Below are 16,216 nucleotides of genomic sequence, written 5' to 3'. Positions count from 1 at the left end.
TGGGGACATGGCGGAACCGACCAAGCCGGAAGAGCGCTATCTCGACCGCGAGTTGTCGTGGCTCGCCTTCAACCACCGCGTGCTCGAACTGGCCGAGGACCCCGACGTCCCGCTGCTGGAACGCGCCCGGTTCCTGGCCATCTTCTCCAGCAATCTCGACGAGTTCTACATGATCCGCGTGGCCGGGCTGAAGCGGCGCATGGCGGCCGGCGTCGCGTTCCCGTCGGTCAGCGGCATGATGCCGCGCGAGGTGCACGAGCGCACGCTCGAACGCACCCGCGAGCTGATGGCCCGGCAGACCAAGTGCTTCCGCAGCGACGTGCTGCCGGCGCTGGTCAAGGAGGGCATCGACATCGCCCGGTGGGACGACCTCGACGACGCCGAGCACGTCAGGCTGCGGCGGCTGTTCAGCGAGCGGATCTTCCCCGTGCTGACCCCGCTGGCCGTCGACCCCGCCCATCCGTTCCCGTACATCTCCGGGCTGTCGCTGAACCTCGCCGTCGTCGTGCGCAACCCGCGCAACTCGACCGAACACTTCGCCCGGGTCAAGGTGCCGCCGAACTTCCCGCGCTTCCTGCCGGTGGCCGAGCAGCGGTTCGTGCCGCTCGAGGACGTCATCGCCGCGCACCTCGCGCAACTGTTCCCGGGCATGGAGGTGCTGCAGCACCACATGTTCCGGGTCACCCGCAACGAGGACGTCGAGGTCGAGGAGGACGACGCCGAGAACCTGCTGACCGCCATGGAGCGCGAGCTCATGCGGCGGCGGTTCGGCCCGGCGGTCCGGCTCGAGGTCGAGGAGACCGTCGACCCGCACGTCCTCGACCTGTTGCAACGCGAGCTCGGCGTCAGCGACGGCGAGACGTTCATGCTGCCCGGCCCGCTCGACCTCACCGGCCTCAACGCCATCGCCGACCTCGACCGCGCCGAGTTGCGCTACCGGCCGTTCCTGCCGGCCACCCACCGCGATCTCCGCGACGTCGAGTCGGCGTCGCCGGCGGACATGTTCGCGGCCATCTCGAAGGCCGACGTGCTGGTGCACCACCCGTACGACTCGTTCTCCACCAGCGTGCAGCGCTTCGTCGAGCAGGCCGCCGCCGACCCCCGGGTGCTGGCGATCAAGCAGACGCTCTACCGCACCAGCGGCGACTCCCCCATCGTCGACGCGCTGATCGACGCCGCCGAGGCGGGCAAGCAGGTGCTCGCCGTGGTCGAGATCAAGGCGCGCTTCGACGAGCAGGCCAACATCACCTGGGCGCGCAAGCTCGAGCAGGCCGGCGTCCACGTCGTGTACGGCCTGGTCGGGCTGAAGACGCACTGCAAGCTGTGCCTGGTGGTGCGCGACGAAGCCGGCGGCATCCAGCGCTACAGCCACATCGGCACCGGCAACTACCATCCGCGCACGGCCCGCATCTACGAGGACATGGGCCTGCTCACCGCCGACGCCGACGTCGCCGAAGACCTCAACCACCTGTTCAACACGCTGTCCGGCTATTCGCTGGAGTCCGACTACAAGCGGCTGCTGGTGGCGCCGCACGCGCTGCGCGGCGGCATCGTCGACCGCATCCAGCGCGAGATCGAGCACCACCGCGCCGGACTCCCGGCCCGCATCCGGTTCAAGATGAACAGCATCGTCGACGAGGCGATCATCGACGCGCTGTACGAGGCGTCCGAGGCGGGCGTGCCCATCGACATCTGGGTGCGCGGCATCTGCAGCATCCGGGCCGGCGTGCCCGGGCTGTCCGAGAACGTGCGGGTGCGCAGCATCCTCGGCCGGTTCCTCGAGCACTCGCGCGTCTACTCGTTCGAGAACGGCGGCGACGCCGAGCACTGGATCGGCTCGGGCGACCTCATGCACCGCAACCTCGACCGCCGCGTCGAGGCGCTGGTGCGGCTGAGCCGGACGGAGCACCGTCACGAGGTCGAGGGCCTGTTCGACCTCGCCTTCGATCCCGGGACGGCGTCCTGGCACCTGCGCCCCGACGGGACGTGGGACCGCGTGCACACCGACCCCGACGGCCAACCGCTGTCCGACATGCAACAGGTGCTCATCGAACGCAAACAGCGCCGGAGGTCCACCACGTGAACCGTGCGGAGCAGACCGCCCGGCCGCACACCGCGCGTGAGGTCGAGCAGAAGTTCCGCGTGCACGGACTGTTCCGCATCCCCGACCTCTCCACCCTGCCCGGCGTGGGCGGCGTCGACGACCTCGGCGTCGTCGAGCTGGAATCGGCCTACTACGACACCGACGACCTCCGGCTGGCCCGCGAGGGCATCACCTTGCGCCGTCGCGGCGGCGACGACGAAGGCTGGCACCTGAAGCTGCCGGCCGGTGGCGTCGGCGCCCGCGACGAGGTGCGGCTGCCGCTCGACGCCGGTGACGTCCCGCCGCTAGCGCTGACCGCGCTGGTCCGGGTGATCACGCGGACGGAGCCGCTGCGGCTGGTCTCGACGCTGCGCACGACGCGGGCGCGGCAGTTGATCCGCGCCGCCGACGGCGACGGCGACGCCGGCGAGCTGGTCGACGACACCGTCCACGTGGTCGGGGCCGACGGCGCCGTCGCCGCCCGGTTCCGCGAGCTGGAGCTGGAAGAGCGCCGCGGCGGCCCGCTCATCGCGACCGTCGCGGCGGCGCTGACGGAGGCCGGCGCGGTCGGCGGCGAGTTCGTCGCCAAGGTGGTCCGGGCGCTCGGTCCCAACGCTGCGGCGCCGCCGGAGGTGCCGGAGCTGCCGGTGCCGCGGCCCAAGGACCCGGCCCACGACGCGCTCGTCGCGTACCTCGCGCTGCACGTGCGGGCGCTGCGCGCGGCCGACGTCGCGTTCCGCCGCGAGCCGGCCGATCCCGAGGCCGTCCACCAGCTGCGGGTGGCCGCGCGCCGGTTGCGCAGCGGGCTGCGCACGTTCCGGCCGCTCCTGGACCGGCCGTGGGCCGAGGAGCTGCGCGCCGAGCTGGCGTGGTTCGCCCGCTCGCTGGGTGAGCTGCGCGAGGGTGACGTGCTGCGCGAGCGGCTGGAGCGCCACTGCGGCGACCTCCCGCCGGACCTTCCCGCCACCGAGGTGAAGCAGCTGCTGGCCGAGGTGCTGGGCGGCTCGGTGGCCGACGCTCGCATCCGGGTCGGCGAGCTGCTCGACGACCACCGCTACCTCGCCCTGCACGACAGCCTGGTCCGCGCCGTCGCCCAGCCACTGACCCGCGCCGACGCCGAGCGTCCCGCCCGCGACGTCCTGCCGGGGCTGGTCGCGAAGGCGTGGGCGAAGCTCGCGGGCGCGGCCGACGACCTCACCGACGCCTCTCCCGACGACGATTGGCACGTCGCCCGGCTGGCCGCGAAGCGCGCCCGCTACGCCGCCGAGGCCGTCGCGCCCGTGCTCGGTTCCGGCGCGAAGGCGTTCGCCAAGCAGCTCGAGAAGGTCACCGAGGTCCTGGGCGAGCACCAAGACGCCGCGCTGGCCGCCGCCCGTGCCCGCGAGCTGGCCAACTCCGAGCACGCCTCCGCCGACGTCGCGTTCGCGCTCGGCGTGCTGGCCTCGAACGAGCGGGCCCACGTGCACGCCGCGCGCGCGGCGTTCGCGGACACCTGGCGGCACGTGCGACGGGCGAAGTGGCGCCGATGGATGGAACCGTGACGTCCAGGCGCGGCCCGGTGCTCGCCGCCGGGGCCGTGCTCTGGCGCGCGCGGCCCGACGGCGGGGTCGAGCTGTGCCTCGTCCACCGTCCCCGGTACGACGACTGGTCGCTGCCCAAGGGGAAACGGGAGCCGGGCGAGTCGCTGCTGGTGTGCGCAGTCCGCGAGGTGTTCGAGGAGACGGGGCACCGGGTGACGCTGGGCCGGCCGCTGCCGCAGCAGCACTATCCCGTCGCCGGCCGGCCGAAGACGGTGCACTACTGGCTGGCCGAGGCCGACCCGCACGCGGCGCCGCGGCTGCCCGACCACGAGGTCGACGAGGTGGTGTTCCTGCCCGCCGACGAGGCGGTCCGGCGGCTGACCCACGAGCGTGACGCGGACCTCGTCGAGGCCGCGCTGGCCGGGCCGCTGCGCACCACCGCGCTGGTGCTGCTGCGCCACGCCAAGGCGGTGTCCCGGTCATCGTGGTCCGGCCCGGACCTCGAACGGCCGCTGGCGCCGGACGGCCTCGCCGATGTCGAGCCGCTCGGCGAGGCGCTCGCGACGCTCAGCCCGCGGCGCGTGCTGTCCAGCGACGCCGTACGGTGCGCCGAGACGGTGCGCCCGTTCGCCCGCAAGCTGGGTCTGGTCGTCGAGTTGGAGCCGCATCTGTCGGAGGAGAGTCTGCGGGTGACCGCCGGCCAGCACCCGGCCGCGGAGCTCATCACGTCGCTGCTACGCAACGGCGCGGCCGTCGTGTGCTCGCACCGCCCGGTGCTGCCGCTGCTCTTCGAGGCCGCCGGCGCCGACGCCGATGGCGGCCTCGAGCCGGCCGCGTTCGCTGTGGTCCACCACGACCACGGCCAGGTCGTCGCGGTGGAACGGCACGCTCCGCCTGGTTCGGGCGGGACTTAGGGAGAGCGCTGTGGCCCGGCTGGGCGCATTGTCCTGGCTGGGCGTTGCGTCCCGGCCGGGCGCCTGGACGGGCGGTGGATGCGGGCCGCGCGAGTTGCGCCGTGGTAGGTAGGCCCCTCCCGGCCCGGGTGGGGCCCACCCTACGGGCGGGCACCGACAACCTCGCCGCGCCGTGCGCAGCTGCCCCGCTTCGCGCCCGAAGCCGGCGGCCGCCCGTCCGCCCGCGCGAAGCAGCCCCGCCTCACGCCCAAAGCCGGCGGGCCGCCCGTCCGCCCGCGCGAAGCAGCCCCGCCTCACGCCCAAAGCCGGCGGGCCGCCCGTCCGCCCGCGCGAAGCAGCCCCGCCTCGCGCCCGAAGCCGGCGGGCCGCCGGTCCGCCCGCGCGAGTCTGTCCCGGGCCGCCAGTGCGAAGCCGACGCCCTCCCGCGCGAAGCTGTCGCGCCGCCCGCAACCAACCTCACGGCCGGGTACATCTAGCCGCTGACCGTTCACCGCCGGCGCGCGAGCGGGAGTGGTGGTGGACGGGAGCCGAGCGAGTGGCGGCGTGGTAGGCATGACCCTCCCGGCCCGGGTGGGGCCCACCCTACGGGCGGGCACCGACAACCTCGCCGCGCCGCGAGAAGCGGCCCCGCTTCGCGCCCGAGCCGCGCGAAGCCGGCCCCACCGCCCGGACGAAGCCGACGGTCTCCCGCACGAAGCCGGCCCCACCGCCCGGACGAAGCCGACGGTCTCCCGCACGAAGCCGGCCCCACCGCCCGGACGAAGCCGACGGTCTCCCGCACGAAGCCAGCGCCCGCCGCCTACGCGAAGCCGCCCGCCTCGCGCCCAAGCCGCGAAGCCGGCGCCCGCCGACCGCCGAGTGCGCGAAGCTGCCCCGCCGCTGGTTACCGACCTGTGACCCCTCTCATCGGCAGGTCGTGACCGTCTCGCAACCGACCACGCGGCCTGTTCACGTGACAGCCATCACACGGACAGCGATCCGTCGTCTGCTCTGCGCCAGGCGTTCATGCCCCGTTCACTCTCAGCGGGGAACGGCGTCACCTCCGAAATCTACGTTTCTAGGCGATACGCAAGGACGAATAGGTCCAGGAAGGACACCAGACGTGAACCTCAGCATCGTGCGCCGCACGCTGGCACCCGTAGCCGTCGCCAGCGCGGCCGCCCTCGTGCTGGCAGCCTGCGGCTCGGACCCCGACACCGACAACTCGTCGAACGAAGAGAGCCCCGGCGGCGGGAGCAGTGAGGAGCCCAACGGCGACGCCGGCGGCGACCTGTCCGGCACGCTGAACGGCGCCGGCGCCAGCTCGCAGGAGTCCGCGGTCCAGGCCTGGATCGCCGGTTTCCAGGGCCAGTACCCCGACGTCACCGTCAACTACGCTCCCGAGGGCTCCGGCGCCGGCCGCGAGCAGTTCACCTCCGGCGCGGTTGCGTTCGCGGGCTCCGACGCCGCCCTCGACGAGGAGGAGCTGGCGGCCGCCGAGACCGCCTGTGGCGCCCCGGCCGTCGACCTGCCGCTGTTCATCGACCCGATCGCCGTGCCGTACAACCTGCCGGGTGTCGACAACCTGCAGCTGGGCCCGGTGACGCTGGCGAACATCTTCAACGGCACCATCACCACCTGGAACGACCCGGCCATCGTCGCGGACAACCCGGACGCCACGCTGCCGGACACCACCATCACGCCGGTGCACCGCTCGGACGAGTCGGGCACCACCGAGAACTTCGTCGAGTACCTGGCCGCGGCCGCGCCGGAGGCGTGGACGTACGAGGTCAGCGGCGAGTGGCCGGGCGACCTGCCGGGTGAGGCGGGCGCACAGACCCCGGGCGTCATCGCCGCCGTCCAGGCCGCCGAGGGCACCATCGGCTACGCCAGCGCCGCCGCCGTCGGCGACCTGCAGACCGCCGCCATCGGCGTCGGCGCGGAGTTCGTCGAGTACTCGGCCGAGGCCGCTGCCGCCGTCGTCGACGCGTCGCCGCGCGCCGAGGGCCGGGCCGAGAACGACATCGTGCTGGAGCTGGCCCGCGACACCACGGAGTCCGGCGCCTACCCGATCGTGCTGGTCTCGTACACCGTCGTCTGCACCTCGTACGCCGACCCGGCGGTCGGTGACCTGGTGAAGGCGTACGTCGGCTACGTCGCGAGCGACGAGGGCCAGCAGGCCGCGGCCGCCGCCGCGGGCTCGGCTCCGATCTCGCCGGAGCTGCAGGCCGAGGTGCAGGCCGTCGTCGAGTCGATCGAGGTCGGCTGAGTCCTATCCTGTGCCACGGAGTTCCACGTCGCCGGGCGGCTCGTTCCCATGCGGGACGGACCGCCCGGCGTCCGCACGACACCGGCATGAACCGCGAGACCTCCACGACCCGGAGCTGACGCCGTGACCACCACCGAACCACCGCCGACCGAGCGGCCCGTCGTAGCCCGGCGGGCGAAGACGCGCCCCGGCGACCGCATCTTCTCCCGGTCCGCGCAGGTCGCGGGCATCCTGATCCTGGTCATCCTCGCCGGCGTGGCCGCCTTCCTGGTCCGGGAGGCGCTGCCCACGTTCACGGCCGACCCGTCGGAGATCGACGGTGGCGAGGGCTTCTTCTCCTACGTCTGGCCGCTGGTCTTCGGCACGCTCGCCGCGGCGGTCATCGCGCTGATCGTGGCGACGCCGCTGGCGCTGGGCATCGCGCTGTTCATCTCGCACTACGCACCGCGGCGGCTCGCGCAGGGCCTCGGCTACATCGTCGACCTGCTCGCCGCCATCCCGAGCGTCGTGTTCGGCCTATGGGGCATCCAGTGGCTGGCGCCGCAGGTGCAGCCGGCCTGGGGCTGGCTGGCCGACAACCTCGGCTTCATCCCGTTCTTCTCCGGCCCGGCCTCGGCCACCGGCCGCACGATGATGACGGCCGGCCTGGTGCTCGCGGTGATGATCCTGCCGATCATCACCGCCATCTCGCGCGAGGTGTTCCTGCAGACGCCGACGCTGCACGAGGAGGCCGCGCTGGCGCTGGGCGCCACCCGCTGGGAGATGATCCGCATGGCCGTCATCCCGTTCGGCCGGCCGGGCATCATCTCCGGCATCATGCTCGGCCTGGGCCGTGCGCTCGGCGAGACGATGGCCGTCGCGATGGTGCTCTCGACCGGCGGCTTCACGTGGTCCATGGTCACCGCCGGCAACAACACCATCGCCGCCGAGATCGCCCTGGACTTCCCCGAGTCGTCGGGGCTCAAGACCAACACGCTCATCGCCGCCGGCCTGGTGCTGTTCGCCATCACGCTGGCCGTGAACATGTTCGCGCGGTGGATCGTGTCGCGCCGCAGTGAGTTCTCGGGGGCCAACTGATGTCCGTCGTCACGAAGCCCGCGCCGCCGGCCGGGAGCAGCTCGCTGGCCCAGAACCAGCTGCCCCGCTACACCACGCAGATCGTCCTGGTGCTGTCGATCGCGGCCGGCGCCGGACTGTCCGCGATCTTCGGCGGGTTCTCCGTCGTCTCCTTCGCCGTGCTCTCGGTACTGGCCTTCCTGGTCGTCAACACCGTCCTCTCGGCAGTGGTCGAGGGCCGGCGCAAGGCCACCGACAAGCTGGTCACCGGGCTCGTCTACACCGCGTTCGGCATCGCGCTGGTGCCGCTTGTCTCGGTCATCTGGTCGGTGATCGACAACGGCATGGCGCGGTTCAGCATCGACTTCCTGACGACGTCGATGCGCAACGTCACCGGCCTGAACGACCAGCAGGCGCTGGAGGGCGCCGCGCCGTACATCGGCGGCGCGTACCACGCCATCCTCGGCACCTTCCTCATCACCGGCCTGGCCACCGTCATCTCGGTGCCGATCGGCCTGCTCACCTCGGTCTACCTGGTCGAGTACGGACGCGGCCGGCTGGCCAAGGCGATCACGTTCTTCGTCGACGTCATGACCGGCATCCCGTCGATCGTGGCCGGCCTGTTCGCCGCCGCGCTGTTCGCGGTGCTGTTCGGCGTCGGCACCCGCAACGGCTTCGCCGGCGCCGTCGCGCTGTCGGTGCTGATGATCCCGGTGGTCGTGCGCTCCAGCGAGGAGATGCTGCGGATCGTCCCGAACGAGCTGCGCGAGGCGGCGTACGCGCTGGGCGTGCCGAAGTGGCGCACCATCGTCCGGGTGGTCATCCCGACGGCGATCTCCGGCATCGCGTCGGGCGTGACGCTGGCCATCGCCCGCGTCGTCGGCGAGACCGCGCCACTGATCGTCACCGCCGGCTTCACCTCGTCGATCAACAGCAACCCGTTCTCCGACTGGATGATGTCGCTGCCGGCGTACGTCTACAGTCAGGCCATGCGGCCGCTGTCGGGCTCGTCGCCGCAGCCGAGCTTCGACCGGGCCTGGGCCGCGGCGCTGACGCTCATCCTGATCGTCATGCTGCTGAACCTGGTCGCCCGACTCATCGCCCGCCTGTTCGCCCCGAAGACCGGCCGCTAGAGCAAGGAAACCGCCCTTATGTCCAAGCGCATCGACGTCGGCGATCTCAACGTCTACTACGGCAACTTCCTCGCGGTCGAGGGGGTGTCGATGGCCATCGAGCCCCGTTCGGTCACGGCCTTCATCGGCCCGTCCGGCTGCGGGAAGTCGACCTTCATCCGCACCCTCAACCGCATGCACGAGGTCATTCCGGGCGCGCGCGTGCAGGGCAAGGTGCTGCTCGACGGCGAGGACCTCTACGGCCCCACCGTCGACCCCGTCACCGTCCGGCGCCAGGTCGGCATGGTGTTCCAGCGGCCCAACCCGTTCCCGACGATGTCCATCCGCGACAACGTGCTGGCCGGCATGAAGCTCAACAGCACCCGGATGAGCAAGAGCGACGCCAGGGACGTCGTGGAGCGCTCGCTGCAGGGCGCGAACCTGTGGAACGAGGTCAAGGACCGCCTCGACAAGCCCGGCTCGGGCCTGTCCGGCGGGCAGCAGCAGCGTCTGTGCATCGCGCGGGCCATCGCTGTGCAGCCCGACGTGCTGCTGATGGACGAGCCGTGCTCGGCGCTCGACCCGATCTCGACGCTGGCCATCGAGGACCTCATCGGCGAGCTCAAGCAGAACTACACGATCGTCATCGTCACCCACAACATGCAGCAGGCCGCCCGGGTCAGCGACCGCACGGCGTTCTTCAACATCGCCGGCACCGGCAAGCCCGGCAAGCTGATCGAGATGGACGACACCGCGAAGATCTTCACCAACCCCAGCGTGAAGGCCACCGAGGACTACGTCTCAGGCCGCTTCGGCTGACGGTCCGGAGCCCGCCCACCACGCTGCGGCGTGACGGGCGGGCCCGGCCTTCGTACGTGCGGCGTCAGCGCATCGCGATCGCGCCGCCCCGGCCGATGCCGGACTCCGCCGCGGCCCGGCGGATCGCGGCGGCCTCCCGGTCGTCGAGCACGCCCTCGCCGACCAGCTGCTCCAGCACCTCGCCGACGTGCCGGAGGAACGCGCCGGACGATCCCCAGTCGCGGTCCTCCTCGATGAGGTCGTTGACGGTGCATCCGTCGGCGGCCGCACGGTTCGGCACGCCGCTGTCGACCGTCCCGACGACGACGGTGGCCCGCCGGTCCGGCTGCGGGCAGGCGCCCTCGACCGGGGCGATCCACACGTCGCGGATCTCGACGTCGGAGCCGTCGTGGTGGTTCTGGAACCCGAGGTGGCCCTCGAGCGCCCGGCTGCCGTCACCGGTGTAGGTGTTGACGAGCTCGCCGTTGAGCCAGACGGTGTAGGTCTGCCCGACGGCGCGGATCTCGTAGGTGTTCCACTCGCCGATCGGGTTCGCCAGGACGTCGGTGATGGTGGCGAAGTTGTAGATCGAGCCGGTCTTCTGCGGGTCGCCGCCGCCCGGGTCGTCGTGGAGTTGCGCCTCGTAGCCCCGCACGCTGTCGTCGGGCTGACGGACCCACGGGCCCTCCCAGTCCAGCGGCGCCGGGAAGCGCATGAAGACCCCGGAGTTGTCCGACGCGTTGTTCATCTTGTACTGCAGCCGCAGGTGGAAGTCGCCGAAGGCCTGCGGCGTGTACCACAGCAGGCCGCCGGAGCCGCGGCTGAGCAGCGTGCAGTCGGACGTGACGGTGAACGAGCCGTTGCCGACCATCGCCCAGTTCTCCAGCGACTTGCCGTCCCAGAGGGCGGTGAAGCCGTCGGCCGGCTCGGGGTCCGGGCACACCTGCGGCTCGGACTCGGTCAGCTCGAACCGGTCGAACGCGACGTCGACGACGGGGATGTTCGGGTCGCCGTTGCCGCCGGACAGCGCCAGCATGCCCACGTTCCACGTCGACATCGTGCCCAGGCCGTACGGACGGCCCACCGGCAGCCACTGCTCCCCGTCGGTGGAGTACTCCGCCCGCACCTCCAGCCCGTCGCTGACCAGCCGCAGGTCGAACGTGTCGGGGAAGTCGGCCGGCAGCGCGACGTAGTCGGCCGACGTGTTGCGCTCCTGCCCGCCCGCGACGGTGAAGAACGACATCCGCCGGGTGCCGTCCGGCCGTGCCATCACCACCGCCTTGGCGAAGTCGGCGTCACCGGCGTGCAGGACGAGGCCGGCCTGCTGGAACGCGGTGCTCACGTCGGCGGTGACGCGGGTGGTGGCGGTCCAGCCGCCCTCCGGCGCCGGCCGCATGACGAGGTTCTTCGCGTCGGCCTGGGCGGAGGTCAGCTCGCCGTGCGCCGTCGGCAGCACCAGCTGCCCGCCGGCCACCCGGTAGCCGGCCGGGTCGTGGCGGACGATCGACGACCAGCAGGACGTGTTCAGCGCGTCGCCGTCGAACTCGTCCACGCCGCCGTCCTCGCACGGCGGACGCGGCACGCTGACGCCGTCGCCGTTGAACCGCAACCAGTCCAGCGCCAGCAGGTCTGCGGTGACACCCTCGTTGCGGAACACCAGGTAGATGTCGAAGGTGTCGCCCGGGTCGACCAGGTCGGTGGTCCGCTCGACGACGGTGTCGACGTTGCCGGTCACGGGCACGTCCACCGAGCCCAGCAGGTCGCCGTCGGGCGCGTCGCGGCGCACCTCGATGGTGCCGCCGTGCGCGGCCGAGGAGGCACCGACGGTGAGCGACTCGATGTTCGCCAGGTTCACCGTGTCGAACCTGATCCAGTCGCCGTGCGAGATGCTGCCTACCCGCGCCCGCGCGCTGGCCAGCGGCCGTTCGAAGACCTGCACGCCCTCGCCCGCGGCGTAGTGCTCGGCCTCGCGCCGCTTCGGGTTCAGCCGGACGGCGTCACCGCCGGTGAGCGGCTCGACGCCGGGCGCTCCGGCGTCCGTGAAGCTCGCCTCGAACACGTAGTAGAGGTTGGTCTCCTGGCCGTGCCCGCCGTCGGTGATGGTCGGAATCGTCCCGGTGCAGTGCGGGTAGTTGTCCAGCGGGTGCGCGTGCTGGTCGTGCCCGAGCAGCGCGCCCACGGTCACGGCGCCGCACTCGATCGAGCCGTCGGCGATGCTGCCGTCCTCGACGTCGTCGACCGTCACGTCGTAGGCGACCTCGTCACCCCAGTCGAAGAAGCCGCCGTGCGGTGGCCAGCTGAACCCGACCTCCGGCCGGGTGTTGCCGGCCGAGATCCGGACCGCGGCCACCGAGCTGCGGTCCCGGCTGTCGGTGACGGTGAGCAGCGCGGTGTAGTTGCCCGCCTCGGTGTAGGTGTGCGACGGGTTCGGCTCGTCCGAGGTGGCGCCGTCGCCGAAGGACCAGTGGAACGTCATCGGCAGGCCGGCAGAGTGCTCGGTGCCCTCGCTGGAGAACTGCACGGTCAGCGGCAGCTGGCCCGACGTCGGCGTGCCTGACGCCTTCGGGGTCGGCGGGCGGTCGCCGCCGACGTAGTCGATGCGGTAGATGCCGGCGCCCTCGTTGACGTCGCCGCGTCCCGCCCCGCTGCCGGAGCCGAAGTCGATGACGTACATGGAGCCGTCCGGGCCGAACGTCGCGTCGAACGGGCCGCGGAAGGTGGTGCCGCCGAACACCGGGTTGATCGACAGCAGGCCGCCGGTCTCCTCGTCCCGCGTGATGGTCTTGTACCAGTTCCGGGCGTACTCGAAGACGAACCACTTGCCGTCGTAGTACTCGGGGAACTTGGTGTCGGACTCCAGGTCCGGGTCGTAGTCGTAGACCGGGCCGCTCATCGGGGCCGCGCCGCCGCTGCCCAGCTCGGGGAAGTTCGGCGACGTGCCGTAGCCGTACCAGACGAACGCCTCCCGCACCGGCGGGAGCTGCTGCAGGCCGGTGTTGTGCGGCGAGTCGTTGACCGGGCCGCCGGCGCAGTCGAACGGCTCACCCGAGGTGCCGGTGGCGAAGTCGTAGTCGATGTAGGGGAGGTTGTTCCCGACGCAGTGCGGCCAGCCGTAGTTGCCGGCCTCGCTGACGACGTTCCACTCGACCAGCCCCTCGGGGCCGCGCTCCGGGTTCGCCTGGGTGGCGTCCGGCCCGTAGTCGGCGACGAGCACGTCACCGGTCTGCTGGTCGACGGTCATGCGGAACGGGTTGCGGAACCCCATCGCGAAGATCTCCGGCCGGGTCTGCGCGGTCCCCGGCGGGAACAGGTTGCCCTCCGGGATGGTGTAGCCGCCGTCATCGGTGGGCTGGATCCGGATCACCTTGCCACGCAGGTCGTTCGTGTTGGCCGACGTCGCCTGGGCGTCCCACGCCGCGCGGTCCGGCCGCTCGTCGATCGGCGCGTAGTTGTTCGACTGCGAGAAGTCGGTGTTGTCGCCCATCGAGGCGTACAGGCTGCCGTCCGGCCCGAACTCGACCGCGCCGCCCATGTGCACGTTGGCCAGGCCGATGTCGCGCCACGTCGGGAAATCGAGTAGCCGGCTCTCCGACTCCATGTCCAGCAGCGACGTCTCGAAGTCGAAGGTGAACCGGGAGATGTTCATCCGGGCGACGTCGGGGTCGGAGTACATCGCGTACACCCAGCCGTTCGCGGCGAAGTCCGGGTCCAGCGCGAAGCCGGTCAACCCGTCCGAGTGCCGGGCGGTGCTGAGTCCCAGCTCCAGGTCGCCGACGGTCGTGACCTCCAGCGTCGTCTGGTCGATCAGCTTGAACTGCCCGGTGCGCTGGATGTACATGACCCGGCGATCCGGCAGCACCTCCAGCTCGAACGGGTCGGCGAGGTCGTCGGTGAGCTGCGTGACGGCGAAGCTCTCGGCGTCCGTCGCCCCGCAGTCGCCCGGCACGGCGCCGGCCGCCCAGGTGAGGCCGCCGAGCAGGTGCCCGGCGAACTCCGGCTCGTCGAACGCGGCGGCGTCGTGGCCGCCGGCGGTGTACCAGGACCGGCCGCCGTCGTAGACCTGGCACCACGAGAACGGGTGGTTCAGGCCGGAGTCGAGGCCGGGGATGCCGTCGCGGAGCTTGACCTCGGCCAGCACGTGCACGCTGCCGGTCGGGTCGGCGTCGAGGTTGACCCAGCCCTCCGAGCGCTCCCACAGCTGCGGCAGCTCGCTGGTCGACGGGTGCACCTGGTCCAGTACCTCGATGCGGCCGGGCAGCGTGCCGGCGCCGCCGAGGTCGGCGTGGCTGACCCGGGCCCCGACGAGTCCGCCGTACCACTCCCAATCGGGCTCGGCCGCGGCCGCGGCGTGCAGGCCGACGTAGCCGCCGCCGTTCTGGATATAGCGGGTGAACGCCGCGCGCTCTTCCTCGCTGAGCAGCGCACCGTCCGCCGGCGTGTTGTTGAAGACGACGACGTCGAAGCCGGCCAGTTCGGCGTCGGTGAACACCGCGGTGGAGTCGTCGACCACCACCTCGAAGTCGTTCGCGGCGCCGAGCTCCTGGATCAGGGCGGCGCCCGCCGCGACCGGCTCCTGCGGCTCGCCGGTCGCGGCGGAGAACACCAGGGCGCGGAACTGGGCATCCGCGGCGACGGCCGGTGGCGGATCGGGTGCGGCTGACGTCGGCGGGGCGCCGGCGAGCGCGGCCGCCAGGACACCGGCGGACAGGGCTGAGAGCAGGCTGGATCGGCGCATTCGGGACTCCGTCCATGCGGGGGTGAGGACGATTCGGAAAGCGCTTACCGCGGACGAGTCTGTCGGTGATCACTCCGGCCTGTCAAGACCCGGACGCCGCCGGGGCGCCGCTCAGAGCGAGCTGAGTCCAGGCACGAGGTGCAGCAGGCCATAGCTGAGCGCCGCCGCGAGACCGGCCATCGGGATGGTGAGCACCCAGGCGGTGACGATGTTCCCGGCGACGCCCCACCGCACGGCCGACAGCCGCTTCGTCGAACCGACGCCGATGACGGCGGAGGTGATGGTCTGGGTGGTCGAGATCGGCGCGTGGTAGGCGAACGCCGTCGTGTAGAGGACACCGGCCGCCACCGACTCGGCGGCGAAGCCCATCGGCGGGTCGAGGTGCACGATGCGCCGGCCCAGAGTCCGCATGATCCGCCAGCCGCCCGCGTACGTGCCCGCCGCGAGCGCCGTCGCCGCCAGCACGATGACCCACCACTGGACGTCGAAGCCGGCCTGGTATCCGCCGACCACCAGCGCCAGCGTGATGACGCCCATGGTCTTCTGCGCGTCCTGCAGGCCGTGGCCGAGCGCCATGGCGGCGGCGCTGAACGTCTGCGCCAGCCGGAAGCCGCGGTTGACCCGGCCCGGGTTGGACCGGCGGAAGATCCACTGGATCGCCGTCATCACCAGGAACGCCAGCGCGAACCCGACGATCGGCGACAGCACCATCGGGATGACGACCTTGTCGAGGATGCCGTTCCACTTGACGGTGTTGGCCGACGCGATGGCCGCGCCGACCAGCCCGCCGATCAGCGCGTGCGACGACGACGACGGCAGGCCGAACCACCACGTGATGAGGTTCCAGACGATCGCCCCGACCAGCGCCGCGAGAACTACCAGCAGCCCGCTGTCGCCCTCGGGCGCCTCGATGATGCCGGCGCCGACGGTCTGCGCGACGCCGGTGCCGAGGAACGCGCCGACGAGGTTCATCGACGCGGCCATGAGCAGGGCCGCGCGCGGCGTGAGCGCCCGGGTCGACACCGACGTGGCGATGGCGTTGGCGGCGTCGTGGAACCCGTTGGTGTAGTCGAACGACAACGCGACGACGATCACCGTCAGGATGAGCGCGAGCTCCACCCGCTCACGACTCCTTGATGGCGATCTGCTCGACGATGTTGGCCACCGTCTCGAAGCCGTCGACAGCCGATTCCAGGGTGTCGACGACGTCCTTGAGTTTGTGCACCGTCAGCGCGTCGTACTCGCCGGAGAAGATGCGGGCGAGCAGCCGCCGGTAGTCCTGGTCGGCCTGGTTCTCCAGCCGGTTGACCTCGATCCAGTAGTCGGTCAGCTCAGACGGCGTCCGCAGCCGCGGCATCGCCTCGGCGGTCAGCTCGGCCGCGCGGGCCAGGACGTCGACGAGGTCGCCCACGCCGGACGGGAGTTCGCCGACGCGGTACAGCACCATGAGGTCCAGCGCGGCGTCGACGTCGTCGAGCACGTCGTCGAGGGCGCTGGAGAGCCGGTAGATGTCCTCGCGGTCGAACGGGGTCACGAAGGTGGAGTTGACGCGCCGGATGATGTCGTGGGTGTGCTCGTCGCCCTGGTGCTCGACCTCCTTGAGCCGGACCGCGAGGTCGGCACGGTCGGCGTCGGACGCGAGCGCCTCGGACAACAGCCGCACGCCGTCGCGCAAATTGCGCGCGTCGGCTTCGAACAGGTCGAAGAAGGCGTTGTCTCGCGGAGAAAAGCGCACGAAACTCCTCTGTCG

10 protein-coding genes are annotated in these 16,216 nt (G+C 71.8%); 7 read left to right on the top strand and 3 right to left on the bottom strand.

Annotated features, from left to right (window positions below; genetic code table 11):
* The first annotated feature begins 7 nt into the window (after window positions 1-7).
* From BLU82_RS33625 to pstB, 7 genes are all read left to right on the top strand, one after another.
* Window positions 8-2,083, top strand: a complete 2,076-nt coding sequence (locus BLU82_RS33625; RefSeq protein WP_092625150.1) for an RNA degradosome polyphosphate kinase — start codon at window positions 8-10, stop codon at window positions 2,081-2,083.
* Complete coding sequence (locus BLU82_RS33620; protein ID WP_172885758.1) at window positions 2,080-3,624, top strand: CYTH and CHAD domain-containing protein; 1,545 nt, start codon at window positions 2,080-2,082, stop codon at window positions 3,622-3,624. Before BLU82_RS33625 ends, BLU82_RS33620 begins: the two co-directional genes overlap by 4 nt.
* Window positions 3,621-4,517, top strand: a complete 897-nt coding sequence (locus BLU82_RS33615; protein ID WP_172885757.1) for an NUDIX domain-containing protein — start codon at window positions 3,621-3,623, stop codon at window positions 4,515-4,517. Before BLU82_RS33620 ends, BLU82_RS33615 begins: the two co-directional genes overlap by 4 nt.
* A 1,102-nt stretch (window positions 4,518-5,619) precedes the next feature.
* On the top strand, window positions 5,620-6,765 hold the full coding sequence (gene pstS / locus BLU82_RS33610) for a phosphate ABC transporter substrate-binding protein PstS (RefSeq protein WP_197682639.1): 1,146 nt from the start codon (window positions 5,620-5,622) through the stop codon (window positions 6,763-6,765).
* Between the two features lie 123 nt (window positions 6,766-6,888).
* Window positions 6,889-7,842: a phosphate ABC transporter permease subunit PstC gene (gene pstC / locus BLU82_RS33605; RefSeq protein ID WP_069109700.1), complete on the top strand. Its 954-nt coding sequence runs from the start codon at window positions 6,889-6,891 to the stop codon at window positions 7,840-7,842.
* Window positions 7,842-8,954, top strand: coding sequence for a phosphate ABC transporter permease PstA (gene pstA, locus BLU82_RS33600; protein ID WP_092625144.1), 1,113 nt, complete (start codon window positions 7,842-7,844; stop codon window positions 8,952-8,954). The genes pstC and pstA overlap by 1 nt, the downstream gene beginning before the upstream one ends.
* Window positions 8,955-8,972: 18 nt before the next feature.
* Window positions 8,973-9,752 (top strand): phosphate ABC transporter ATP-binding protein PstB, encoded by a 780-nt coding sequence (gene pstB / locus BLU82_RS33595; protein ID WP_092625142.1) that lies wholly within the window; start codon window positions 8,973-8,975, stop codon window positions 9,750-9,752.
* A 64-nt stretch (window positions 9,753-9,816) separates the two neighbouring features.
* Here the strand turns inward: pstB and BLU82_RS33590 are convergent, their stop codons facing one another.
* The 3 genes from BLU82_RS33590 to BLU82_RS33580 all read right to left on the bottom strand — a co-directional run bounded on the left by BLU82_RS33590 (window position 9,817) and on the right by BLU82_RS33580 (window position 16,201).
* Complete coding sequence (locus BLU82_RS33590; protein WP_092625140.1) at window positions 9,817-14,466, bottom strand: ThuA domain-containing protein; 4,650 nt, start codon at window positions 14,464-14,466, stop codon at window positions 9,817-9,819.
* Window positions 14,467-14,577: 111 nt separating this feature from the next.
* A complete protein-coding gene (locus BLU82_RS33585) occupies window positions 14,578-15,585 on the bottom strand; it encodes an inorganic phosphate transporter (RefSeq protein WP_092625138.1) in 1,008 nt (335 codons plus the stop codon).
* A 4-nt stretch (window positions 15,586-15,589) separates the two neighbouring features.
* Complete coding sequence (locus BLU82_RS33580) at window positions 15,590-16,201, bottom strand: DUF47 domain-containing protein (protein ID WP_092625136.1); 612 nt, start codon at window positions 16,199-16,201, stop codon at window positions 15,590-15,592.
* Between the last annotated feature and the right edge of the window lie 15 nt (window positions 16,202-16,216).

This window comes from Jiangella sp. DSM 45060 (assembly GCF_900105175.1).
Classification (GTDB): domain Bacteria; phylum Actinomycetota; class Actinomycetes; order Jiangellales; family Jiangellaceae; genus Jiangella.
Note: the sequence above shows the minus strand (reverse complement) of the source record. Positions and strands in the feature narration are given on the sequence as shown.